Genomic DNA, 25,726 nt, shown 5'->3' on the forward strand with positions numbered 1-25,726 from the left:
TAGGAAGAGAATGAAAATGAAGAAACCAAAAATATTACGAGCAGGAGATACTGTAGCTCTTGTTTCTCTATCAAGCGGAGTTGCTGGAAAAAGCAATATTCAATGGCGAGGAGCTTTTGATAGTAAAATCACTTATTTTATCTAGTTTGCTTAGATCATTTTTTACAAAATCTATAGAAAAACAACCTGTTTAAAAGTCCACCAAATCTGGAAAAAAAGCTAGATTGGTGGATTCTTTAGTAGACCAAAAGAGATTATTTTTAGCTAACTTATTTTAGTATTGATTACTTCTGAAATAAACTTTGTTTCATTGAAATATAAAAGAGAAGAAGATAGCTTTTAGTAAAGAATCAGCTAAAAAATTAATCTGTTAGCTAGAGATGAGATTAATTGGTCAGTTGGAAAATTACTCAACGGTTTGAGCCATTAGTCATCAAGAAAGCTACAGCGAAAGGTTATTTTGACGAGGGTTGGTACCAAGAATGTATGGAAATTCTAATCGTTTCAATCAAAAAATTTGTCCTTCAGGATTAAAAAAGCTTATAAAAGAAGGCAAAGTATTTTAAATTGAATACTTTGCCTCATAATTGAATATTATTTACTCAAACTTGCTTGAGCAACGGCTAAACGAGCAGCTGGAATTCGGTAAGGAGAACAAGAAACATAATCAATACCGATTTTCTGGAAGAACGGAATGGAGTGAGGGTCACCACCAACTTCTCCACAAATACCAATCAGCATCTCTTTTTTTGTTTGCCGGGCCTTCGTGACGGCAAGTTTAATTAATTCGCCAACACCTGTTTGATCCAGTGTTTGGAAAGGATCTTGAATCATAATTTCTTTTTCTTTGTAGCTATTAATGAATTTTCCAATGTCATCTCGTGAGAAACCAAAGGTCATTTGAGTTAAATCATTTGTGCCAAAGCTAAAGAAATCTGCATTTTCTGCTAATTGATCAGCGATGATGCACGCACGAGGTAATTCAATCATTGTGCCGATTTCATATGGGAAAGGTTGGACCTGGTTTTCTTTGAATGTTTGGTTAATCGTGTCAATCAGGAAGTTTTTGACAGTATCCAATTCATTTTTCTCTGAGACGAGAGGGACCATGATTTCTGGACAGACAATGATTTCTTCTTTCATTAATCGAATGGCACTATTAAAAATAGCTTTCACTTGCATTTGATAAATGCGAGGCTCGGTAATTCCTAGCCGACACCCACGATGTCCTAACATTGGATTCGTTTCTTGAAGTTTTTCAATTTGTTTACTGACTTCAGATGGGTATCGATTTAACTGTTCTGCTAAAGCTTTTATTTCATTCGTGTCATGTGGAAGAAATTCATGCATGGGTGGATCTAATAATCGGATAACCATAGGTTTATCCTGTACAGCTTTAAACATTTGATAAAAATCTTCTTGTTGGAAGCCTAGTAATTTATTTAAAGCAAAGTCAAATTCCTGTTTATCCTCTGCTAGAATCAATCGTCGCATTTCTAGTACGCGTTCCTCACCAAAGAACATATGCTCTGTACGCGCTAAGCCAATACCAGAGGCACCAAAATCGATTGCTGTTTGTAAATCTGAAACAGTTTCAGCATTTGCACGAACCATTAATTCTGCATGTTCATCCGCCCAAGTGAGCAATTGTTGTAAATTTTGATCGTTTTCAACAACGATAGTTGGAATTTCTCCCAAGTATAAACGACCAGAACTACCATCAACAGAAATTACTTCCCCTTCTACTAATCGTGTATTTCCACAAAGAATTGTTTTTGACTCTTCATGTACATTTAAAGCTTCACATCCAGTGATACAACAAGTCCCCATGCCGCGAGCCACAACAGCAGCATGTGAAGTCATCCCACCTCGGCTAGTTACAATTGCTTCACTAACAATCATCCCTTCAATGTCTTCTGGTGATGTTTCTTGACGAACCAAGACAACTTTTTTTCCGAGGGCATGGTATTCTTTTGCTTTTTCTGCAGTAAAAACAATTTCACCTGTTGCTGCACCTGGGCTTGCGGGAAGTCCTGTAGCTAATAATTTCGCTTGTGTAACTTCCTTCTCATCAAAAATAGGATGAATTAATTGATCAATCGTGTCTGGTGAGATACGTAAGAGGGCTTCTTGTTTGGTCAGGCGATTTTCTGCAACTAAATCTAACGTAATTTTTAAGGCTGCTTTGGCTGTACGTTTGCCATTTCTAGTTTGTAGGATAAATAATTGCCCATTTTCTACTGTAAATTCAATATCTTGCATGTCTTTGTAGTGTTGTTCAAGAATTTCAGCATAGGTAACAAAATCGTTATAGGTATCAGGAAGAATGGTTTGCAAAGAATCGATTGGTTCAGGTGTTCGAATCCCCGCAACCACATCTTCACCTTGAGCATTCATTAAGAATTCTCCGAAAAGCTTATTTTCACCAGTCGCAGGATTTCTGGTAAACACGACACCGGTCCCACTGTGGTTGCCACTATTGCCAAAAACCATTGACTGAATGTTCACTGCCGTTCCCAAGTGATGAGGGATCTGATGTAATTCACGATAGACTTTAGCTCGTTGATTATTCCAAGATTTAAAGACTGCTTTGATTGCTTCAAACAATTGATCCAATGGATTTTGTGGGAAGGTCACATTGTTTTCAATAAACAGCTGTTTATAGGAATCAATGAGTTGCTGTTGTTCATTCTTAGCAAATTCTTGTTTCGTTTTATTTAATCTCTTTTCTAAATTACGTAGTAAATGAGTAAATTTATCTTTGTTGATCCCGTAGACAACGTCGCCAAACATTTGTAAGAGACGGCTGTAACAATCATAAGCAAAAGAAATGTTCGTCAACTCTGCAAAAGTCTGTACTCTTTGATCATTTAACCCTAAATTCAAAATAGTGTCCATCATTCCAGGCATAGAAGAAGCAGCACCACTTCGAACTGAAACCAGCAGCAAATTCGTTTCTTCTGTAAAAGACTTTTGAGTTATTTGTTCCAATTTTTTAATCGCTTTCAAAATATCTTGTTTTAACTCTGTATCAAAAAAAGTTTCTTTCTCTAAAAAATTCATACAACTTTTCGTTGTAATGGTAAACCCTGGAGGAACAGGTAAGCCAAGATTGGTCATTTCAGCTAAGTTTGCTCCTTTTCCACCTAATAATTCTTTCTCTTTACTACTACCTTCTTCAAAAAAGGAAATCCATTTACTCATAATATACCTCCTAAATTATATATGTGTCACATATAGTTCTTAATCATCTTAATATGACTCATATATAATTGTCAATAGTTAAAATAAAAACATAAATAGGTTGAATAAAAGAAAATATTGTGTATAATAATACGCATAAAGTTTATATATGCATATTATAAAAAAAGTAGGAGAAGAAAATGAAGCTAAGTGATAGACAAAAGAAAATTATAGAAATAGTAAAAGAATATCAACCTGTAAGTGGAGAAAAAATTTCTGAGTTATTGGATGTATCCAGAGCAACCTTGCGTTCAGATCTATCTTTTTTGACAATGGCAGAAATTTTACAGGCTACCCCTAAAGTAGGCTATACGTATTCGGGAGCTAGTTTAGAATCCTTATTTTTTTATCGAACTTTTCGTACAAAAGTCGAAGAAATTATGATGCCACCCGTCATGATTAAGGCGGAAACGTCCATTCGAGAAGCAATCACAAGTTTGTTTATGTATGATGTAGGTTCATTATATGTGGTGGATGAAGAACAAGTTTTGGTAGGAACCTTATCTCGAAAAGACTTATTGCGAGCTTCGCTTAATTCAGATATTGATGGAACACCTGTTGCAGTGTGCATGACACGTGTTCCACATATCAAAACTTGTACAAAAGAAATGAGTATTTTAGAGGCTGCATCTATTTTACAAGACTTTGAAGTGGATTCACTTCCTGTAGTCGAAGAAGCAAATGAGAAATGTGTCGTAGGAAAAATTACAAAAACAAGAATATTGAATTTTATAACAAAACATGCAAGAGATGCAGAATTAAACAAATAGAGGAGATTGAAAAATGAAAAATGAAATCGTTGTCTACACCGTGTCTGATTCATTAGGGGAAACATCACAAAAGCTATTATCAGCTGTTAGTGTGCAATATCCGGATTTGATTTTTAACAATAGCTACAAATTTCCATTTGTGAATAGAGAAGAAGAGCTGTTGGAAATTTTACAAGATGCATTAAAGGACAAAGCAATTGTCATGAGTACATTAGTAAATAGTGGCTTAGCACAAGTTGCTCAAAAATTTAGCCGTCGAACAGGTCTCCAATATCTTGATCTATTAAATCCATTTTTTGAACTCATTCAAGCGAGAACAGGTAAAAGACCGATTGAAGAACCAGGCATTGTCCATAAGTTAGATAAGGAATATTTCAATAAAATTGCGGCTATTGAATTTGCAGTAAAATATGACGATGGAAAGAATCCACATGGTTTTCTAGAATCAGATATTGTTTTGCTTGGGGTTTCTCGGACATCAAAGACACCTTTGAGTATGTATTTGGCGAATAAGGGCTATAAAGTATCTAATTTACCTCTTATTCCAGAAGTGCTGTTACCTCAATTGTTAAGCAAAGTAGAGAAAAAGAAAGTGATTGGCTTAACTTGTCATCCCGATAATCTTTCGAGAATTCGAACCAATCGTCTCGATTCATTAGGGTTGAATCATACCTCAAAATATACAGATTTAGAAAAGATTTATGAGGAATTAGAATACTCCAAGCAAGTGTTTGAAAAATATGGCGCCTATGTGATTGACGTGACGGATAAATCCATCGAAGAAACAGCGTATGTGGTGGAGGATTATTTAAAAAACTCAAATAGTTTACGTTAAAAAATTTGCTGTGAATAAATCTGTTCCGTATTATTTTTGTATAGAAAAGAACCAAAAGTCATCTGTTTTCAATATGACTTTTGGTTCTTTTATGCTTATTAGGAAAGGTTAAAAAATTAATATATAACTTCGACTTTATTTTTTTCAGCAGATGTTAAGAACTGATTTTCAGGTTTTGCATCAGTGACTATAAAATCAATAGAGCTCAGAGGCAAAGTTTCATAAAAATAGCTATTGTTAAATTTAGTGCTATCCACAAGAAGCACCGTAAGATCGGAATATTGATTATAATATTTTTTTATCATTTTAGTACTCTTCTTTAAATTTAAACTAATCTTTGGAAGTGAAAAGAATCCAATATATAGGCAACCCCAACATAAGCGAACCACCAATAATATTACCCAGAATTGAAATTAGAATATTATTGACTAATGAAAATGAACTGTCTACTAAATTTAAAGTGATTCCCATAGTATATAAACCAATATTTGCAATGCAATGGTCAAATCCAGTAATAACGAAAGTAGAGATAACCAGTAACATAATCGTAGTTTTAGCCATTTCATCTTTTATTTTAATGCTTATATATGTCGCGATACATACAATAAAATTACAAAGTATCGAACGGATTAGAAGGGTATCAAAATTATAATCTAATTTTGTTTCTACTAATAATGCTATATAAGGTGTAACAAGATTAACTAGTGACTCACTTTTAACAAACAAATAAGCAATCCACATTACTCCTAGAAAATTCCCTATTAAACAGACCAGCCACATCTTGCTCATTATAAAAATAGAACGTTCTTTATGCAAAACTGGAAATAGGGTTGTTAAACAATTTCCTGTGAAAAGCTCACCATTTAAAAAGACAATCAAAACAAATGTGAGGCCAAAGAAGAGAGAATAACCTATTTTAGCGAGATTAGTATCAAAAGTGTTTAATATACTACCTAGAGAGAGCGATAGAATCATTGCAATCCCCAAGTAACAACCCGCCATGACTGATTTTAAAAAGAACTTAAAAAAACTTTGTAGAAAAAAATCGAATTTTTTATTTCCAGAATCAATAATTAAATTAAAATCTTGCAAAATAATACTCCCTTTATCTTATAGATTCTCCATTCGTTTCAATGACATGTTTGTACCAATCAAATGATTTTTTCTTAGAACGATTTAAAGTACCTCGTCCTAAATCATCTTTATCAACATAAATGAAACCATAACGTTTGCGCATTTCTCCAGTGCCTGCTGAAACAATATCAATTGGTCCCCACACTTGATAACCGAGTAAATCTACCTGATCTTTCTCGACGGCATCAATCATTGCAGAGATATGCTTTTCTAAATAATCAATTCGATAATTATCTTCAATTGTCCCATCCTCAGTTAACTCATCAATTGCTCCGATTCCATTTTCTACAATAAATAGTGGGATTTGATAGCGATCATATAAGCTATTTAATGAATTTCTTAAACCAATCGGATCAATTTGCCATCCCCATTCAGTCATATCTAAATACGGATTTTTTCCACCACTAGATAAGTTTCCTTCTGCCACCTCAATGTTTTCACCAACTCCTTCAATGCCAGAAAAATAATAACTAAATGCAACATAATCAACTACGCCCTCGGCTAAAATTGCATCATCGCCTAATTCAAATTCAATCTTGCCACCTAATGATTCAATGTAGGATAAACATGTATTAGTATATTTTCCTTTAACATGCACATCACCGAAATAATAAGTGGGTAATAATTTATTACGTGCTGCAATTTGATCTTCCGGTTTACAAGTCGCTGCATACGTACACGGATATAACAGCATACACCCAAATTGAAAATCAGGATTAATCTTTTTCCCTTCAATTATTGTTAGGGCACTAGCAACCAATTGATGATGTGCTGCTTGTAACATAGTGTTTACTTTATTCTCATTTTCCTGATATAAAATTCCAGCCATATGCCAAGGAGCAGAGGAAATAAATAAAGCATTGATTTCATTAAAAGTCATCCAGTATTTCACTTTATTTTTATAGCGTTCCATTACAGTTTGTGCATAGTGAACAGATAATTCAACTAATTTTCGGTTTCTCCATGCGCCATATTTTTTTACAAGATTTAATGGTAGTTCAAAATGATGTAATGTAACGACTGGTTCAATACCGTATTTCAAGCACTCATCAAAAACATGATCATAAAATTGTAAGCCCGCTTCATTGGGTGTTACATCATCTCCGTTAGGAAAAATTCGTGCCCAAGAAATAGATAATCGAAAACTTTTAAATCCCATCTCGGCAAACAACGCAATGTCTTCTTTATATCTGTGATAAAAATCAGTTCCTTCATGACTAGGATAATAACTATCCGCTTGAATAAAATCGTGTATTTCACGTTTTTTACCATGTTCAGCACCCATTTCGACATCATTAATCGTTAGACCTTTACCGTCTTCTAAATAGCCTCCTTCATATTGATTTGCGGCTGTTGCACCACCCCATAGAAAATTGTTTCTTAATTTCATTACGATATCTCCTTTACTTTAAGTTAAAAAGTTACTAGTTTTTCGTCTTCAAAATTTATTGATAAATTGGGAAAATCCGTACTATTTGTAATAACCATCATCACTGTCGGATCATAGCCCGCTTCTTTAATTTTAGTAAAATCACATTGCACTAGTTCTTGACCTAAAGCAACTTGCTCGCCTTCTTTAACTAGTACGTCAAAATATTGCCCTTTTAAATTGACAGTATCTATTCCAATATGAATCAATACCTTGACACCGTTTTTATTGGTTAAGCCAATTGCATGTTTGGTTTCAAAAATAGTTGTTATTGTACCCTGGATAGGTGAACGAACAATATTCTCTTCTGGTATGATAGCTAAGCCTTTACCCATAACACCCGATGCGAATACTTCATCATTTACTTCTGATAAGTGAATCGTTTTTCCTTTAATAGGTAGTACTTTAAAATCATCTCTATTAGTCTCATCGTCTTTCGCTTTTAAATCATCTGCATTTTCAGGAGTGTTATTTACGCCGCCAAAAAAATAAGTTAATCCTGCTGCTAGACAAATCGCAGTCAATAAACCAACAATTTCAAAGATAAATCCTTCACCTAAATATGTTGGAATAGCTAAAATTCCTGGGAAAGTAAATGTGGAAGCTTTTACTTCGCCAAAACCAGCAATTACGCCACCAATAGCACTGGAAGCTAGAGCAAAATACATTGGTTTTTTTAGCTTCAAGTTAACCCCATAAATAGCTGGTTCAGTAATACTGAAAATGGCAGTCACAAAGGCAGAACCTGAAAGGGACTTCATTTTTTTATTTTTTGTCTTTAAGAAAACACCTAGTGCAGAACCAGCTTGTGCGAATACAGCAATACAAACAATTGGTAGCCAAGGATCCTGTCCATATTCTGAAATATTATTAATCATTAAAGTGATTAGCGCCCAATGCACACCAAAAATAACAATGACTTGATGGATACCACCAAGAATAAAGCCAGCAATTGTAGGAGAAAAATTGTATAATGAAGCTAAAATAGATGCTAAAATCGTACTAACGATATTTCCAATAGGACCAACAATCAATAGGGTCAAAGGAACCATAATCATAATAGATAGTAGCGGTGTAAAAATATTTCTAACTGATTCTGGAAATATTTTGTCAAATATTGGTTCAATATAAGAGAGTAACCAAATAGCTAATAAAATCGGGATTACTGAGGCCGAATAGGTGGCTGCTTGAATCGGTAATCCAAAAAAGTCAATTCCGCCAGTTTCAGCTAAAAGTGAAACTAGGTTCGGATAAACCAACGCACCTGCAATGGTGACAGCAACAAATTGATTCACTTTTAATTGCTTCGCTGCGGTAAAGCCAATAAACAAAGGTAAGAAATAAAAAATAGCATCTGATGCTGCACTCCAAACCTGATAGGCGCCGTCACTTTCAGAAAAAATATTTAAGGTGGTTGTTAAAACCAATAGACCTTTTAAAATACCAGATGCAGCTAACGCGCCTAAAAAAGGAGTAAAAACACTCGAAACAAAAGCAAGTAGGCGATTAATCAGGGATTGTTTTTCGTCTTCCTGAGTTTTCTTACTGTCAGATTCACCTAATTCTGAATGAAGCGAAGTAATCGCATCATAGACTTTTGAAACAGAGTTTCCAATGACTACTTGATACTGTCCAGCACTTTGTACAACAGTGACAACACCTTCTAGATTTTCAATTGTTTTAGTATCCGCTTGTGTTTCGTCTTTTAATTTAAAACGTAATCTTGTTGCACAATGCCAAACATTTAGAATGTTTTGACTTCCTCCAACATTAGCTAATATTTCCGTTGCTAATTTTTCATAATTCATTTTGTAAACTCCTTTCTAGATTGTTTTGTTTACAAAGTGAAGTATACTTTCTTTAATAGCCAATTAGAATCCTCTTTAAACAAATTGGAAAAGCGTTTCCAATTTTGTTATCCTAATTAAATTTTTATTGAAATCGCGTTTCAGTATTAGAAGGAGAAAAATATGTCAATTATCGATTTAATAGAAAAAACCACTTTTTCAAGTTCTGAAAAAGAAGCAGTGAGTTATATTCTGTCTCAAGGTTATAATGTGCATAATTTAACATTAAAACAAATGTCAAAAGAGAGTTACACTTCTCCTGCGACGTTTGTTCGAGTAGCTCAGAGGCTGGGATTTAAAGGATGGAATGAATTTAAAACGGATTTTTTAAAAGAAATGGCTTATTTTGATAGACAGGCCAATGATATTGACTTAAATATTCCGTTTGATAATACGGATTCCATTCTTAGTATTGCTAATAAAATTACAGAAATAAAAAAAGAAGCTTTAAAAGATACAATTGATTTACTTTCTTACCAAACGCTGTATTCTGCTGTTGAAATGTTACATAATGCCAATGAAATAAAAATCTTTGCAAGTAATGTCAATATTTTATTAGCAAAAGAATTCCAGTTTAAAATGAATCGCATACAAAAATCAGTTTCACTAAGTTCTCTTGAAGGAGAACATATCTATGATGCATTAAACACGAGAGAAGGAGCGATTGCATTAGTCATTTCCTATAGTGGAAGTAGTAAAAAAATGGATGAAATTATGCAAACTCTTCAATCTAGGAAAATCCCTATTATTGCAATAACTAGCCTCACTGAAAATTTATTAACTAAAAATGCAGATGTTATTCTGCATATGGCTACAAGAGAAAAATTATATTCTAAAATTGGGCAGTATTCCACTAATACTTCTATTTTGCATCTTCTCGATATTTTATATTCTGCTATCTTTGCAAAAAATTTCGAAAAGAATATGAAACATACTATTGAAACTTCTAGAATGGCAAACTATCGGAGGGCGACTGCTAAACCGATGGAAGAACAGTAATGATAATATAATACTTTTGTTTGTCTAACGAAATGAAATAAAAAGCATGACGGTATTATCATCCATCGGTCATTGACACCAACAATTGAAAACATGATAAAAGCAGAAAGATTAGGAGCAGATATGGCTGCAAGGGTTATGTTGAAGGTGGGATTATTCCTGCTAGAGGATATGGAACATTTACTGTTTTACCAACAATGGCGGAGTTATTAAATATACCTATTCTAGCTGTTGGAGGGATAAACGATGCTCGTGGCGTGAAAGTAGCAACTGCACTGGGAAATTCGGTGTTTATAGGAACTCGTTTTATTTTGACAAAAGAATCACCAGCCTCCAATGAAACAAAGGCAACAATTCTTTCGTAAAGAATTTCAACAATGTATTTAGATAAACCAAATAATATTGATACGAGTTCTTAGTGTTCATCATAAATTTATTGATCATATGGTTAGGTTGATTAAATTTATGCTAACTGGTTTAGGAGTGGTACTGGCTTGGGTTTTTCTAAGAGAGGACGTTCTGTACTCTAATAGAATTGATATTTTAGCTTATGCTGCTGTAGCTCTTATAATTTTCTTCTTTTTTATTTTAGTTGAGTATAGTAGAAAATATAACGAGTGTAAATTCGTTACAATTTTAAAAGATATTCGTATGTTGTGAAAAGAAAATAGAATAGAGGTAATTGTTGAAGAATAAGTTTAATATTGTCAGTTTGAGTTTAATAACTTCAATCATTCAAGTGTTATTAATAAATAATTTTTTTGATAAAAGTAACAAGCTAAATTTAAACGAATGTATTTTTTTATGATATGCCAAAAATCTATGTTTCTGAAGCAAGCCGTGTTATTTTATTTTCCTCATTGCTGCTAATGAAGCATTTTTCTTCTTTTTATTGTTATTTTAAGTTTGCCAAGAAATTCCAATTTTTAATACATGCTATCTAATTTATCTGCTGTTGATATCTGCTTACTAGTATAAAGGTGACCATATAAATCATAAATTATTTGTATAGATGCGTGTCCGATTCACTCTTTAATCATATATGGATCTTCGCCATTATTGATTAATAGTGCGACATGAGAGTGTTGTAAATATTTTAGTGAGAGAAGTATCTCTTCTAAAAATTGCATCATACTTTTTACGCACATTGTCTTTAAGCAACAATTTATTATCCTTTTGAAAGATTTGTATTTTTCCTTGTATTTCAGAAGTAATGATTTGATATTTAGATAACCAATTGTATTGGGGATGTCTCCATTCCAATAAATCATCCATTAAGTGTCTGTTCACTGTTACAAATCGTTCGCCAGCTTTGGTCTTTTGTGATTTGATTGTTGTACGCGCATTGAAATTGGTGCGTTTTTGAAGAATGGGAAATTTTCACCAACAGAGAAGACTGAATTAGAAATTGAACTGATTTCATTACATGGGTTTTATATGCAATTTACGGATCATGGTGTTATTTTACCAGTGCAAGATAAGTTCTTAATATTTTCTTTCAAAAAAGTTGGAAAGATATGATTTGTATATTTGTTTAAGTTATAAAGGAATCATTAAGTTCTCCAACGTAGCGATTTTTGCGCCAATCAGTAACACCAAACGAAACTATCCATTATATGTTCCGTTAAAAGACACAGAGACCACTGGAAAAGTTTTATTAGACCAGATTAGTAACGATTGATTTCAATGCTCGAAAGTATCGATACGTTGAAACAGTCAGTGAGGAATTTATCAGACAACTATTGAAAATTGCTAAAGTAAATTTTGAAAAAGATTAACCCATAAAAAGAGAAATAGCCATCTAAACAGAAAGATAGCTATTTCTCTAAATTGAAATTATAGGTATTCCATGGTATAATTTTTTATGTAAGGAAGAGTTGCGTCAACAACCCTTCCAGCAGCACCGTTTAAGACGGTGACAGGTTTTAATTACTTATAGAAATAATCGTCATACCTGCTAAAGTCAGACGGTTATTTCTTTTTTTTGTCGTCTTTTACTGCGGATAGGATACCAAAGATAATCGTTGCGGTAAAAGAACCGAACGCAATCATTAGCCCTAACGCTTCAGCGACTGACAAAAAGGCGTCTCCTCTCTAAAGATTTTAGCACTTATTTTCATAAGCACCACCACCTTTCGAATAAGATTAGCCACCGTCACAAACTCTACTGCCACTTAAATTATACCATGATTTTAAGGAGAATTCGATGATATATAAGGGTTCTTCTTTTTTATTTGCTACAAAATAGATGGAACAAAGAAGAGGATTCGGAGACGGTGCAGTCGCCCATTCCTCAAGTACAATCTCTTTTTTGTGATCCATTCAACGATTTGGTGACTTCTTTCATTCGCTAGTCATCGTTGCCTTGGTTTGCTATTTTCGTCCGTAAAGTCGGACATAGAGAAGAATTAAATTTTGTGGAAGTACCATAAAAAGACAAAAAGGATGTCATTTAAAGCATACACTTAACTTCTCAGGATGCAAGCATGTAGGACAATCGTTGCACGATTGTTTCATTGTTCATTTTTTTGTTTTGTGCGCCATTTTTATCACCTCGAACAATCGATAGCTGCGAAAAAAGGCAAAGTTTACAGCAAGGTCTATCCTTTATTTCTCACAAGAATCTTCAAAAATAAGCAAGGGCAAGGCAAGTCGCAAGCATCTTTTGTTTATTTTTTGCCGAGTGAGAATGATCGATTATTTACCAATTGCTTGAAACAATGTTGTGAACTCATGGTAATTGATTTGTTAGACCATATTATCGTTGGACAAGATTCTTATACCTCCTTTCGAGAAGAAAGTTGGTTGTAAAGAAAAGTTCAGGAGGATTCAGTCGGATTCTCCTGTAAGTAATCCAGGATAGAATGTACTCTTCTGATAATGAACGTTTTTTGATTGTCAAAAGAGAAAATTGTTTATGTTGTTATTCAGCCATTGATTTTCATTTGGGACACATGGTCTATCTAGCAGAAAAGAAATATTACTGGGAAAAATTTGAGTGGATGTTTCTGGAGGCTTCGTTTGAATTACGGGAACTGACCTACATGGAATTATAAAAAAATGGTCTATGTATAAATTAATAAGTCATTTAGACTACAGAAATCTTTTTAGAGATACTGTGGTTTTTTTATTTTTTTCAGTACATGATTTATAGAAATTGTTTATATATAAATCGGATAAATCTTTGTTTTAAACATTTTTACAAAGGTTTATTTCTTTGTTTCTTAAATAAAGTGTTGACAACAATATAAAAAGGTTGTAAAATTCAAATTGCAATAGATAGTAATGAATTCTTGATAGCGCTTTCTGTAATTGTATGTCTATTTGTAAAATGAGTAGAATTAGTGAAAAAATAACTTGATAAATTGGAGGAAGAAATGGAAAAAACAGTCAAGCCAAATTGTGGAGCACGTATTGATCGGCTTCCTACAAGTAAAGTACAGTGGCAATTATTTGGAATAGTCGCGATGGGACTATTAGTTAGCTGGAGTAATGCGATAGGTGGTTTGGTTTTAGCGCAGTTAGCTGAAATAGGTTGGACGAATAATAGTACTAGTGCGATTTTTTCTTCTATGACCACTGCAGGAATGTTTTTAGGTGCATTGATAGGTGGAATGATTGGAGATAGAATTGGTCGTAGAAATAGTTACTTGCTATTCGTTGCTATCCATGTTATTTCGATGGTTATAGCTGCACTTTCACCAAATATAACTTTTCTAATTGTAGTTCGTGTGGTGATGGGATTCGCTTTGGGTGCATTACTAGTTACGCTATTTGCCGGTTTCACAGAGTATGTACCTGGTAAAACTCGTGGTTCATGGTCAGCACGAGCTTCATTTATCGGAAATTGGTCGTACCCTATTTGCTCAACAATCGCATTATTCATTGCACCATATCTTTCAGCAGATATGAATTGGAGAGTTCAATTTTTGATACCAGCTGCATTGTCTACCGTTCTGTTACTACTTGTGTTCAAAAAATTCCCAGAATCTCCCCGCTGGCTAGAATCACAAGGCAGATACGAAGAAGCGGAAAAATTGATGTCAGAGATCGAACAAAATGTGGAGAAATCTACAGGCAAACCGTTACCAGCAGTAGAAATTACAGCAGGTCAACAATCGAAAAAAGAAGTAGTCATCAAATATTCGGAACTGTTTAAAGGTGAATTGTTGAAACGTGTTATCTTAGGTTCCTTCGTATTGATAGCCATGAATGTTGTGCAGTACACATTGATTAACTGGCTTCCAACTATCTTTTTAAGTCAAGGAATCGACCTAAAAGATTCTGTGTTACTGAATACGATGAGTATGTTTGGGGCACCGATCGGTATTTTTATTGGAATTTTTCTAATCGACCGTTTACCGCGTAAAATCTTTGGTCCATTCTTATTGATTACGATGGCTGTTTTGGGCTATGTGTATTCAATGCAGACAAGCATGAGAATGATTTCTATGTTAGGATTTTTCTTAATGATTTTTGTATATATGTATGTAATGTATGCTTCAGCAGTTTATGTTCCTGAGATTTGGCCAACAGCTGCAAAGTTAAGAGGTGCTGGCTTAGCCAATGCAGTCGGTCGTGTAAGCGGTATCTTATCTCCGTATGCGGTCGCTTATCTTCTGGACACATCTGGAGCAACAGGAGTGTTTACTTTATTGGGAATAACTGCGATTGTTACAGCGGTTGTGATAGTGCTCATTGGAGTTGAAACACGGGGTGCTTCTGTTGAAGATATTGGTAATGTAGATCTTGAAGATGAAGAAACAGTAACAGCTGAATAAAGTATAAAAATATAATTTGGAGGAGATAAAATGAAAGCACTAGCTAGATATGGTAAAGAATTTGGAGGATACAGACTGATTGACGTACCAGTTCCCGAAATTGGGGAAGAAGATATTCTTGTAGAAATCAGAGCTGCAGCTATTTGTGGAGCTGATATGAAACATTTTCGAGTAGAAAACGGATCTGATGAATTCAATTCTATTCGCGGACATGAGTTTGCTGGAGATATCGTAAAAGTTGGATCAAAAGTAACTGACTGGCATGTAGGTCAGCGAATTGTATCTGATAATTCAGGACATGTATGTGGTAAATGTCCATCATGTGAAAAAGGTGATTTTCTAACTTGTAAAGAAAAAGTTAACTTAGGTTTGGACAACAATCGCTGGGGTGGCGGCTTTACTAAGTATTGTGTAATTCCAGGAGAAATTCTGCGCATTCATAAGAGTGCGATTTGGGAAATTCCTGAAAATCTTGACTATGAGGACGCTTGTGTATTAGATCCGATTAGCAATGCGTACAAAGCGATTGCGCAACGCTCTAAACTTTTACCAGGACAAGATGTAGTTGTGATGGGAACTGGACCTTTAGGATTGTTCTCAGTACAGATCGCTCGTATTATGGGCGCGGTAAATATTGTTGTTGTAGGGTTGGAAGAAGACACAAAAACACGTTTTGCTGTGGCTAAAGAATTAGGTGCTACTCACGTAGTCAACGGTTCTAAAGAAGATGTAGTTACCCGTTGCCAGGAAATTTGTGGAAAAGACAATTTAGGACTGGTTGTAGAATGTTCAGGTGCAAACATTGCCTTGAAACAAGCAATCGACATGTTGCGTCCGAATGGTGAAGTTGTTCGTGTAGGAATGGGCTTCCAGCCATTTAATTATCCAATCAACGATATTACAACATGGGCAATCAGTATTATTGGACATATGGCTTATGATTCAGAGACTTGGCGTAATGCTATTCGCCTACTTGCATCAGGAGCAGTACGTGTTCAGCCAATGATTACACATCGATTGGGTTTATCTGAATGGGAAAAAGGTTTTGATTTGATGGCTAGTAAAGAAGCCATTAAAGTTATTTTCCATTATGACTTTGATGATGAAGACTAATAAGTATTAAAATTAATTTAATTTGTAAGGAGAGAAATATATGTTAGCAAATATTAAATATTGGGAAGAAACAGCACAAGAAAATGGATTTGCGATTCCTCATTTCAATGTATGGAATGCAGAAATGTTAATGGGAGTAATTGACGCAGCTGAAGAAACAAAAGCGCCAATCATTATTTCATTTGGAACAGGTTTTACAGGAAATACTATCTTTGAGGAGTTCTCACATATGATGGTGTCAATGGCAAAGAATGCGACTGTACCAGTTATTACCCATTGGGATCATGGTCGTAGTATGGAAATTGTTCAAAATGCCTATAATCATGGAATGAACTCAATCATGCGTGATGCTTCATCATTTCCATTTGAAGAGAATGTTCGTTTAACTAAAGAAGTTGTAGATTATTTTCATCCACTAGGTGTACCTGTAGAAGCAGAATTGGGTCATTTAGGAAATGAAACGATTTATGAAGAAGCATTAGCTGGCTATAAATATACTGATCCAAATCAGGCAGCAGAATTTGTTGAGAGAACAGGTTGTGATTCTCTAGCTGTAGCGATTGGAAATATCCACGGTGAATATACTTCGGAACCTAAAATTGCTTTTGATGTATTGGAAAAAGTACGAAAAGCAGTAGCTATTCCAATTGTACTACATGGAGCATCTGGTATTGGTGAAGAGGATATCAAGAAAGCCATTTCTATGGGAGTATCTAAAATTAATATTCATACTGAGTTATGTTTGGCTGCAATGGATGCTGTACGAGAGCATACAGACAGTTCATTCTTAGAATTAGAGCGAGCTGTAAGAAAAGCCGTCAAACAACGTGCAATTGAAAAAATCAAACTGTTTGGTACGGATAATAAAGCACATCTATAATATGTAAATATATAATCTGTAGTTTTTCCGTTAAAACTACAGATTTTTTCTGTGTTTTTCGTTATAAAAAAAGAAAAAAATTGGTTTTCAAGCTTTTTTATTTCCTGATCTTATCTTTGATATGCTAGAATGTAGAATATAAAAGGAGTGAAATAAATGGCAGGAAAAGATAGGGTGCTGCTGATCAAACAATTATTGCTGAATGAAAAAAAAGTAGTTGTATCTGATTTGAGCAAAAAATTCTCGGTAACAGAAGAAACAATTCGACGAGATCTTGATAAGTTGGAAGCAGAAGGTTTTTTGACAAGAACATATGGTGGAGCTGTTTTAAATGCTGAAGAAATAGTGTCGAATGTTCCTTTTTATAAAAGAGCAGAACATAATTTACAGCAAAAACAGGTGATTGCAATTACAGCTCAAGAAGTTCTACAGTCTGCACATACTATTTTTGCAGATGCTAGTTCGACCGTAATTGAAACGTTAAAATTATTAAAAAATCGAGATGATCTGACGATAGTTACTAATTCTTCAGAAGCATTGAAAGAATTGATCGTATCAGATGTGAATATCTTGTCTACCGGAGGGACTTTGAATAAAAGAACATTGTCTTTACAAGGTGATCTAACGGAATATGCAACGAGTGTTTATAATGTTGATTTGGCAGTTCTTAGCTGTAAAGGAATTGATTTCCATGCAGGTGTAACCGATACGAATGAAATCGAGTGTAGAATAAAAAGAAAAATGATTGAGCAAGCAAATGAAGTCGTGCTACTTGTTGATCATTCTAAATTTGGAAAAAAAGCGTTCATACATTTATCTGATTTTTCAAACGTCTCGTATATTATAACGGATCAAAAGCCGAGTAAAGAATGGCTTGATTTTTTGAAGAATAAAGGTATTCATATTTATTATTGAAGTTGTTGACGAAAAAACTGTTTAAAAATTGCAATAAGCAATTTTTAAACAGTTTTTTTGTTTCTATAGATACATTAATTAACTATCTAAGGTCAGAATAAATAAGTGATTATTCACTTCATTTCTACGCTTATCAAGGGCTTAAAATTAATATAACACAACAATTTTTCTTTGTTTTAAAGAAAAATTGTTGAAAACGTTGACATGATGTTTGTTTTGAAGTAATATAATTCTGTGAAGTGAAAGCGGAAACAAAAAGGAGGGATCATGTGAACGAAAAAGAAATTGGAGAAAAACTAGATCAGCTGCCTATATCTAGATGGCATTGGAAAATTTTCTTATTGATTGGTTTTGGATTACAAGTCAATGGATTTTTAAATTCTTCTGGCAATACGATTCTGGCTGATTTAGTAAACAAAGGATGGTCAAATAATTTCTATAATGCTCTTTTCTCCTCAGGGATGATGGTAGGTTTCTTTGGTGGATCAATCATTGGTGGCATGCTAGGAGATAAAATTGGTAGAAAAAAGGCTTATCAAATAAGTTTGTTGACCTTCGCTATTTTTTCTCTTTTATCAAGTCTAGCATTTAATATCTATTTCTTGATTTTTTGTCGAGCTGCAATGGGATTAGGGATGGGGGCAGGAATCGTAATCGGTTATGCGTCTTTCACTGAATTTATTCCAGCGAAAGTTCGAGGGACTTGGTCTGCAAGAATGTCTTTGTTAGGAAATTTTTCTCCCTTACTTGCAACATTGATCAGCTATTTGATTATTCCTAACTTTGGTTGGCGAATGATATTTCTGATTAGTTCTTTGGCATCGTTTACAATGTTGTATTTAGTTAGTAAATATTTAATAGAATCACCTAGATGGTATGCACAAAAAGGTGAGCTGAAGAAAAGTCAGGAAATATTAAGAAATGCAATTCAAAACATTGAAAAAGAACAAGATACTCAAATTGTTTTTGAACAGAAAGCTCGATGTCCTAAAAAAGAAAATGAAATTAAAAAAATACCTTTTCGTCTTTTCTTCAAAGGAGATTTAGGTCGAAGGACACTTGTTTCTGCAACCGTTCTGATTGCAATGAACATCTCATTATATACCATCACTGTTTGGTTACCAACGATTTTTGTCCAGAGCGGCATTGATATTTCTAAGTCATTGCTGATGACGACAATCATGATGATCGGTGCTCCACTGGGAGTATTTGTTTCTTCTTTGATTATCGATAAATTTCCAAGAAAATGGTTGGGAGTTGTCTTGATATTGTTACTTTCAGTTTTAGGTTATATCTATTCATTACAACGAACAGAATGGCGAATCGTTTTAATAGGCGGTATTTTAATTTTCATATTGTATATTTACAACAGTTTTTCCTCAGCAGTTTATGCTCCGGAATTATGGCCAACAGAGACAAAAATGCGTGGGTCAGGAATTTCAAACGCAATTGGTCGAATTGTGGCAATATGTATGCCATATCTCATTGCATGGCTTTTAACAGATTTTGGTGTAACAGCAGTCTTTCTTGTTCTGGGAATACTCTTGAGCTTGTGTGCATTAGTTCTTTCAGTTTTTGGAATTGAGACAAGAGGTAAATCAGTAGAAGAAATTGCAATTGAAAGAGAGAACAGTATAGATAGTTTTGAAAATGATTTAATCGAGGAAGTTAATTAAAAATTTTTTATAAAGGAGAATTATCAATGCAAAACACAGTAGCAATTTTAGAACGACCGGGAAAAATGGTAATCAAAGATGCGGAAGTTCCAATTCCGAAATCTAATGAAGTATTAATCAAAGTTGGATACGTAGGTATTTGCGGATCAGATGTACACGGCTTTCAATACGGTCCCTATATTCCACCAAAAGATCCAAACCAAACAATAGGATTGGGGCACGAAATCGCAGGTATCGTTGAAACGGTAGGCGATAAAGTGACAAAATTCAAAGTCGGTGACCGAGTATGTATAGAACCGGGAATTCCTTGTTATAAATGTGAATTTTGTTTAGAAGGGCATTATAATGTCTGTCCAGATGTTGATTTTATGGCAACTCAGCCTAACTATAAAGGAGCGCTAACTAATTATTTAGCCCATCCGGAAGATATGACATTTGCTTTGCCGGATAATATGAGTTTGATTGAAGGTGCTTTAGTTGAACCAGCAGCTGTTGGTGTCCATGCTGCAGAGATGGCTGGAGAATTGTTAGGTAAGAAAGTAGTTATTTTGGGATCAGGCTGTATTGGTTTAATGACTGTTCAGGCAGCTAAACTAATGGGAGCTGCGGAAATAGTAGTGATAGATGTATTAGAAAATCGATTACAAATGTCTGAAAAATTAGGTGCAACGGCCATTTTTGACGGAAGGGAACCTTCAGTGATTGAAAGTACAAAAGCAATTGTAGGAGAATACGGGGCAGATGTGGTATTTGAAACTGCTGGAGCAATCGCCACAGCAAAAATGGCCTTGCAGCTAGTAAAACGTAGAGGGAAAATTCTTATTGTTGGAACGATTCCAGGTGAAACGCCAGTGGACTTTCTCAAAATCAATCGTGAAGTAACGATCCAAACGGTTTTCCGTTATGCGAATGATTATCCTAAAACAATCAGCATGATTTCTAAAGGTGTTTTCGATGTAGAAAATATAGCTGACCGCTATTTTGAATATGAAAATACACAAGAAGCATTTGAGTTTTCAGTAAATAATAAACAAGAGTTGATCAAAGGAGTTATTCGGGTATCAAAAGATATGAATTAAAGAAAGAGTGGTTTTGAATGGTAAAAGTTGATGTGATTTGTGTGGGAGCAGCGATTGTTGATATTCCATTGTATCCGGTAGGAGCGTTCATTTTTGAAAATGTCTCTTATCCACTAGATGATATATCAATGACGATTGGTGGTGATGCGATCAACGAAGCAACCATTATTACTCGTCTAGGAAATAAAGTTTCCTTGATGAGTGCAATTGGGAATGATGGTCCAGGAATGTATATTCAGGACTTTGCTGAGAGAAATGGAATCATCACTGATGATTTAAAAGTAGATGATCGTTTAACGACATCATTGAACATTGGAATGGTACGAGAAGATGGAGAACGCACTTTTGTTACAAATAGAAACGGCAGCTTGTGGAAAATGGGTTTAGAGCACATTAATTTGGAAAACATCAGTGATGCAAAAATTTTATCTTTAGCAAGTATTTTTAATAATCCGCTGCTAGACAACGAGACACTAGTCACTATTTTTAAAAAAGCAAAAGCGGAAAATATGATTATCTGTGCGGATATGGTAAAAAGCCGTTTAGGTGAAACATTGAATGATATCGCAGAAGCTCTAAGTTATGTAGACTATTTCTTTCCTAATTATGAAGAAGCTGCAGAAATTACAAATGAGTATGACACTGATAAAATCGCTGATACTTTTCTAGCTATGGGAGTTAAGAATGTCATTGTCAAGATTGGGAAAGAAGGCTGTTATATCAAGAATAAAGAAATAGCAAAAATTGTGCCAGCCTTTAAAAAAGATCCTTCTGTAAAAATAGATACGATCGGAGCTGGAGACAATTTTGCTTCAGGATTTATCGCAGAATTATTAAATGAAAAGTCTTTTGAAGAATGTGCTTATTTTGGTAATGCTGTAGCAGCAGTCTCAATTGAATCGTTGGGCGCAACCGCTGGTGTTAAAAGCAGAGAACAAGTCGAACGCATGATTAAAAAATACAAAAATAAAGGTGGAGAATCTATTGAGTAAGAAAATGAAATTGGGAAGTTCAGATGTAGAAGTATCACGTATTGGTTTAGGAACATGGGCAATTGGAGGCGGACCGGCATTTGAAAATCAAGACAATGAGGATGCCTCAATCAAAACAATTCAGCATGCGTTGGATTTAGGAATCAATTTCTTAGATACTGCGCCCGCATATAATTTCGGAAACAGTGAAAAAATCGTCGGAGAAGCAATTAAAAATCGTCGTGATGAATATGTAATTATTACCAAATTTGGGATTACCTGGGAAAGAGAAGGAAGCTTCTTTAATAAAGTCGGGGAAAGAAGTCTGTACAAGAACCTTTCTAAAAAATCTATTCGTTTAGAAATCGAATCTAGCTTCGAAAGACTACAGACAGACTACATTGATGTGTACATGTCTCACTGGCAGTCAGTAGAGCCTCATTTCACACCAATTTCTGAAACAATGGAAGTTTTATCTGAGTTAAAAGCAGAAGGGAAGATTGGTGCAATCGGGGCTGCTAATGTTAGCGTAGCGGAGGTAAAAGAATATTTGAAGCATGGACAACTGGATATCGTTCAAGCGAAATATAGTATTCTTGATCGTCAAGTGGAAGAAGAATTGTTACCTCTATGCCATGAACACGGGATTACGCTGCAGGCATATTCGCCATTGGAGATGGGAATTTTAACAGGAACAATCGATAAAGATTATGTAGCGCCTAAAGGAACTGCCCGCTATGGTAAGAAATGGTTTGAACCACAAAATCTTGCAAATGTTGTAGACATGTTGGAAAAATGGAAGCCATTATGTGAAAAATATGAATGTAGTATTGCCAATCTAGGCATTGCATGGATTTTGGCACAAGGTGAAAATCTAAATGTATTGAGTGGCTCTACAACACCAGAGGAGCTTGACGAAAACAGCAAAGCAATGGCAATTCAGTTATCAGAAGCAGATGTAGCCTACATGCGTCAACTTGCTGAATATATTTCTTGAAAGTGAGGCAAAGGATGGAAAGAAAATTAAAAATAGCTCCGTCAATGGGATGTTGTGACTTGCTAGATTTGAAAAATCAGGTCGAATTTATTGACGAACGCGCAGACTATCTGCATATGGATATCAAGGATGGTTATTATGTAAGAACTTTTGGAATCGGACCGGACTTTTTAGCAGCAATCAAAGATATTGTTAAAAAACCAATGGATGCTCATTTAATGGTCCAAAGACCTTGGGACTACTTGGAGTCCTGTGCCGCAGCTGGTGCTACCTATATTACACCACATACAGATGTAATCGAAAATGTTGCACTTGTAACAATTAATCGCATCAAAGAATTAGGGTGTAAAGCGGGCGTCGCACTGAATCCAGCAACATCACTGGAAAGTATTCGTTATTATTTACCTTACTTGGATAAAGTAACGATCATGATTGTTGATGCCGGTATCGCGGGACAGTCAGTTATTCCTGAAATGTATGACAAAATTCGAATGTTGGCTAAGTGGCGGGAAGAGTTAGAACTGGACTTTCTGATCGAAGCTGATGGTTCGATGAACAAAAATTTGTATGCAGGATTGTATGATGCAGGTGCAGATATTGTTGTATTAGGACCTCCAGCTTTATGGAATAAAGATGCAAATCTTGAAAAAGCATGGTCGATTATGGAGAAAGAAATTGAGGAAGCCACTAGAATTGTCGCATACAAATAATAGTTAAATTTTTTCAAAAATGTAAATTGTTTAGAGGACATTCAGTATACAGATTAATATAACCACTCTTCTCTTTGATTTATGTAAAGACATACAGTGTGAGATTGTAGAACGGCTGTACATATCTATATAAGAGTGTCCTCTTCTCTATTCTATCGTGACGAAGCAGTACAAGAAGTTTAAGGTGATAAATATGGTGTTAAAAAAGCGAAAAATTTGGATATTAATGTTCCTCTTTTTACTTTTTTTCAACACTGCGTGTAGTGTTGAAAAAAATACAGAAGAAAAAAATGAAGTGTCGATAGGTGTACTAGTTCCCTTGAATGGGGCACAGACACAAGCTGGAAAAGAAGTAACGCAATTACTTGAATTGATTGAAGATGTGGTTAATAGACCTTCAGATCTTAGTTTGCCGTTTCATGAAGGAATTGGACTTCCCAATCTAAATGGAGTCAAAATACGTTTTGTGATTGGTGACAGTAGTACACCTGATATTGCCATGGTAGAAGCCGAACGACTAATCACGGAGGAAAATGTTATTGGGCTGACAGGTTTACTGTCCAGTTCATCCACAAAAACTATTATGGTACCTGCTGAAAGATACGAAGTTGTTTTATTAGGTGAAGGAACTTCAGAAACACTGACAGATGCAGGCTATGAGTATTTTGGTAGGACTTATCCAGGAGATGATACGTTTATTGAGGATACCTTTTCGTATCTTCGAGAAATCTCGAACGCGTCTGATAAACCAATCAATACAGTAGCTCTGGTTAGTGAAGATTCTGAGTTTGGTGCAAATATTGCTTTGATTGAACGGAAATGGCTGAACGAATATGATTTTGAGCTGGTAGAAGATATTTCTTATAGTGCACTCGCATCAAACGTCACATCTGAGGTTTTGCGTATCCGACAAGCAAAACCAGACGCAGTGATTATGAGCTCTTATATTGCAGATGCCTTGTTGTTTATGTCGACATTCAGAGAACAAGACTATTTTCCATCTGTTTTATTTGGGCAAAGAGGTGGCTTTGCATCTAGCGACTTTGTAAAAAACCTAGGTGAAGATGCAAATTATGTTTTTTCCACGGCTCGATGGAACACAGATATGGATAATCAGGCAGCTCAGGATTTAGCGGAAGCTTTTCAGGAATATTCAGATGGAACAGAGCTTATCGGTGATGTGATGGCAGTTGGATGGAATGCCTATCTGCTAGCGATAGCTGCAAATCAGGCAGGTAGTACAGAATCGGATGCAATTAGAGCGGAAATGAGGAAAGGATTGGATGTGGCAAAAGAAGAGGATCCTTCAGGGCTATTAGGATATCAGTATGATGAAACAGGGCAAAATCAATTAGCTTCAGCAATAATTGTCCAAGTACAAGATATGGAAATGGTTACAGTATATCCTGAAGCTTTGTCTATGCAGAAAGAGATTTATCCTTCACCTAATTGGCGAGAACGAAAGAGATGATTGGAGGAACACAAAAATGTTTGTGCAAGTATTGTTTGAAGGGCTGGTGATGGGAGCAATTTATGCTTTGATTGCGATGGGTATTGCCTTAGTTTGGGGCGTGATGAATATTTTAAGTTTCTCTCAAGGTGAATTTATGATGATTTCCATGTATCTAGCATTTTATCTTAATCAATCATTAAAATTAGATCCGCTCCTTTCTATACCAATTGTGGCTGTGGTGATGTTTTTCTTTGGTGTAATGATCTATCTTTTATTGATAAAAAAGGCGCTAAAAGGACCACTTCTCTCTCAGCGGTTGGTAACGTTCTCTTTAGGGCTTGTACTAACTAATGGCATGTTGATGTTGGCTGGAGGACAATACAAAAATATTCCAAATCTTTTGGTGCAGGGGTCAATAGACTTAGGCGTATTGACGATCAGTAAGCAAAAACTAGTTCCATTAGTTATTTGTATAGTTGTAACGACTTTACTGTTTTGGTTCATGAAAAAAACAACGCTAGGTAATGCGATAAGTGCTACGGCTCAAGATAAAATGGCTGCAGAACTGATTGGTATCAATACAAACAGAGCTTATATGATCGCTTTTGGATTGTCTGCATCTATTGCTGGTATAGCAGGATGTGCCTTGACTTATTTTTATTATATCAACCCTACAGTTGGCGCGCCGTTTCTTATTTATGGATTTATTGCTGTATGTATCGGTGGATTTGGCAGTATCATAGGGGCATTTTTAGGCGGATTACTGATGGGATTCATCGATTTATTTACTGGGACATATTTGAGTGTTTCTTACAAATACTTAGCCATTTGCATGTTATTTATAATAATTGTCTCGTGGAAACCCAAAGGCTTATTTGGAAGGTGATAGATGTG

22 protein-coding genes and 1 pseudogene are annotated in these 25,726 nt (G+C 35.0%); 18 read left to right on the top strand and 5 right to left on the bottom strand.

Annotation, left to right across the window (positions count from 1 at the left end):
* Positions 1-16: 16 nt before the first annotated feature.
* Positions 17-145, top strand: coding sequence for a hypothetical protein (locus tag AC4BC7_RS00175; protein ID WP_279381630.1), 129 nt, complete (start codon positions 17-19; stop codon positions 143-145).
* Between the two features lie 449 nt (positions 146-594).
* Here AC4BC7_RS00175 and ppdK read toward each other — a convergent pair whose 3' ends face one another.
* Positions 595-3,204 (bottom strand): pyruvate, phosphate dikinase, encoded by a 2,610-nt coding sequence (ppdK, locus tag AC4BC7_RS00180; RefSeq protein ID WP_490503460.1) that lies wholly within the window; start codon positions 3,202-3,204, stop codon positions 595-597.
* Positions 3,205-3,383: 179 nt separating this feature from the next.
* On the opposite strand from ppdK, the gene AC4BC7_RS00185 reads away from it, so the two are divergent.
* Positions 3,384-4,013 (top strand): helix-turn-helix transcriptional regulator, encoded by a 630-nt coding sequence (locus tag AC4BC7_RS00185; RefSeq protein ID WP_207871877.1) that lies wholly within the window; start codon positions 3,384-3,386, stop codon positions 4,011-4,013.
* Between the two features lie 13 nt (positions 4,014-4,026).
* On the top strand, positions 4,027-4,848 hold the full coding sequence (locus AC4BC7_RS00190; protein ID WP_490503461.1) for a pyruvate, water dikinase regulatory protein: 822 nt from the start codon (positions 4,027-4,029) through the stop codon (positions 4,846-4,848).
* Between the two features lie 330 nt (positions 4,849-5,178).
* Here the strand turns inward: AC4BC7_RS00190 and AC4BC7_RS00195 are convergent, their stop codons facing one another.
* From AC4BC7_RS00195 to AC4BC7_RS00205, 3 genes are read right to left on the bottom strand one after another with little or no spacing between them, the layout of a single operon-like run.
* Positions 5,179-5,940, bottom strand: coding sequence for a formate/nitrite transporter family protein (locus tag AC4BC7_RS00195; RefSeq protein WP_207871879.1), 762 nt, complete (start codon positions 5,938-5,940; stop codon positions 5,179-5,181).
* A gap of 13 nt (positions 5,941-5,953) precedes the next feature.
* Positions 5,954-7,372: a 6-phospho-beta-glucosidase gene (locus AC4BC7_RS00200; protein WP_490503462.1), complete on the bottom strand. Its 1,419-nt coding sequence runs from the start codon at positions 7,370-7,372 to the stop codon at positions 5,954-5,956.
* 23 nt (positions 7,373-7,395) lie between these two features.
* Complete coding sequence (locus tag AC4BC7_RS00205; protein ID WP_490503463.1) at positions 7,396-9,219, bottom strand: beta-glucoside-specific PTS transporter subunit IIABC; 1,824 nt, start codon at positions 9,217-9,219, stop codon at positions 7,396-7,398.
* A 162-nt stretch (positions 9,220-9,381) separates the two neighbouring features.
* Here AC4BC7_RS00205 and AC4BC7_RS00210 point away from each other — a divergent pair, with 162 nt between their 5' ends.
* From AC4BC7_RS00210 to AC4BC7_RS00220, 3 genes and pseudogenes are all read left to right on the top strand, one after another.
* Positions 9,382-10,257, top strand: coding sequence for a MurR/RpiR family transcriptional regulator (locus tag AC4BC7_RS00210; RefSeq protein WP_490503464.1), 876 nt, complete (start codon positions 9,382-9,384; stop codon positions 10,255-10,257).
* Between the two features lie 155 nt (positions 10,258-10,412).
* Complete coding sequence (locus AC4BC7_RS00215; RefSeq protein WP_490504389.1) at positions 10,413-10,622, top strand: nitronate monooxygenase; 210 nt, start codon at positions 10,413-10,415, stop codon at positions 10,620-10,622.
* A gap of 1,151 nt (positions 10,623-11,773) precedes the next feature.
* Positions 11,774-12,035: pseudogene (locus AC4BC7_RS00220) on the top strand (type II toxin-antitoxin system PemK/MazF family toxin); the annotation flags it as partial.
* Between the two features lie 193 nt (positions 12,036-12,228).
* On the opposite strand, the gene AC4BC7_RS00225 reads toward AC4BC7_RS00220, so the two are convergent.
* A complete protein-coding gene (locus AC4BC7_RS00225) occupies positions 12,229-12,336 on the bottom strand; it encodes a putative holin-like toxin (protein ID WP_243430387.1) in 108 nt (35 codons plus the stop codon).
* Between the two features lie 654 nt (positions 12,337-12,990).
* Here AC4BC7_RS00225 and AC4BC7_RS00230 point away from each other — a divergent pair.
* The 12 genes from AC4BC7_RS00230 (at position 12,991) to AC4BC7_RS00285 (ending at position 25,718) form a co-directional block, all read left to right on the top strand.
* Positions 12,991-13,068 (top strand): JAB domain-containing protein, encoded by a 78-nt coding sequence (locus tag AC4BC7_RS00230; RefSeq protein WP_490504390.1) that lies wholly within the window; start codon positions 12,991-12,993, stop codon positions 13,066-13,068.
* Between the two features lie 566 nt (positions 13,069-13,634).
* Positions 13,635-15,038, top strand: coding sequence for an MFS transporter (locus AC4BC7_RS00235; protein ID WP_490503465.1), 1,404 nt, complete (start codon positions 13,635-13,637; stop codon positions 15,036-15,038).
* 30 nt (positions 15,039-15,068) lie between these two features.
* Positions 15,069-16,151 carry a zinc-binding dehydrogenase gene (locus tag AC4BC7_RS00240; protein WP_207871884.1) on the top strand — a complete coding sequence of 361 codons (1,083 nt, stop codon included), beginning with the start codon at positions 15,069-15,071 and terminating at the stop codon, positions 16,149-16,151.
* Positions 16,152-16,191: 40 nt separating this feature from the next.
* Positions 16,192-17,031, top strand: a complete 840-nt coding sequence (locus AC4BC7_RS00245; protein WP_490503466.1) for a class II fructose-bisphosphate aldolase — start codon at positions 16,192-16,194, stop codon at positions 17,029-17,031.
* 156 nt (positions 17,032-17,187) lie between these two features.
* Positions 17,188-17,946 (top strand): DeoR/GlpR family DNA-binding transcription regulator, encoded by a 759-nt coding sequence (locus AC4BC7_RS00250; protein ID WP_207871886.1) that lies wholly within the window; start codon positions 17,188-17,190, stop codon positions 17,944-17,946.
* A 269-nt stretch (positions 17,947-18,215) separates the two neighbouring features.
* Positions 18,216-19,622 (top strand): MFS transporter, encoded by a 1,407-nt coding sequence (locus AC4BC7_RS00255; RefSeq protein ID WP_490503467.1) that lies wholly within the window; start codon positions 18,216-18,218, stop codon positions 19,620-19,622.
* A gap of 26 nt (positions 19,623-19,648) precedes the next feature.
* A complete protein-coding gene (locus AC4BC7_RS00260; protein WP_490503468.1) occupies positions 19,649-20,701 on the top strand; it encodes an NAD(P)-dependent alcohol dehydrogenase in 1,053 nt (350 codons plus the stop codon).
* Between the two features lie 17 nt (positions 20,702-20,718).
* Positions 20,719-21,693, top strand: a complete 975-nt coding sequence (locus AC4BC7_RS00265; protein WP_207871889.1) for a carbohydrate kinase family protein — start codon at positions 20,719-20,721, stop codon at positions 21,691-21,693.
* On the top strand, positions 21,686-22,669 hold the full coding sequence (locus AC4BC7_RS00270) for an aldo/keto reductase (protein ID WP_279381631.1): 984 nt from the start codon (positions 21,686-21,688) through the stop codon (positions 22,667-22,669). Before AC4BC7_RS00265 ends, AC4BC7_RS00270 begins: the two co-directional genes overlap by 8 nt.
* Positions 22,670-22,683: 14 nt before the next feature.
* Positions 22,684-23,379, top strand: coding sequence for a beta/alpha barrel domain-containing protein (locus AC4BC7_RS00275; RefSeq protein ID WP_207871890.1), 696 nt, complete (start codon positions 22,684-22,686; stop codon positions 23,377-23,379).
* A gap of 196 nt (positions 23,380-23,575) precedes the next feature.
* Complete coding sequence (locus AC4BC7_RS00280) at positions 23,576-24,850, top strand: ABC transporter substrate-binding protein (RefSeq protein WP_490503469.1); 1,275 nt, start codon at positions 23,576-23,578, stop codon at positions 24,848-24,850.
* Between the two features lie 16 nt (positions 24,851-24,866).
* Positions 24,867-25,718, top strand: a complete 852-nt coding sequence (locus tag AC4BC7_RS00285) for a branched-chain amino acid ABC transporter permease (protein WP_490503470.1) — start codon at positions 24,867-24,869, stop codon at positions 25,716-25,718.
* Positions 25,719-25,726 lie beyond the last annotated feature (8 nt).

This window comes from Enterococcus sp. AMC1623 (assembly GCF_058216495.1).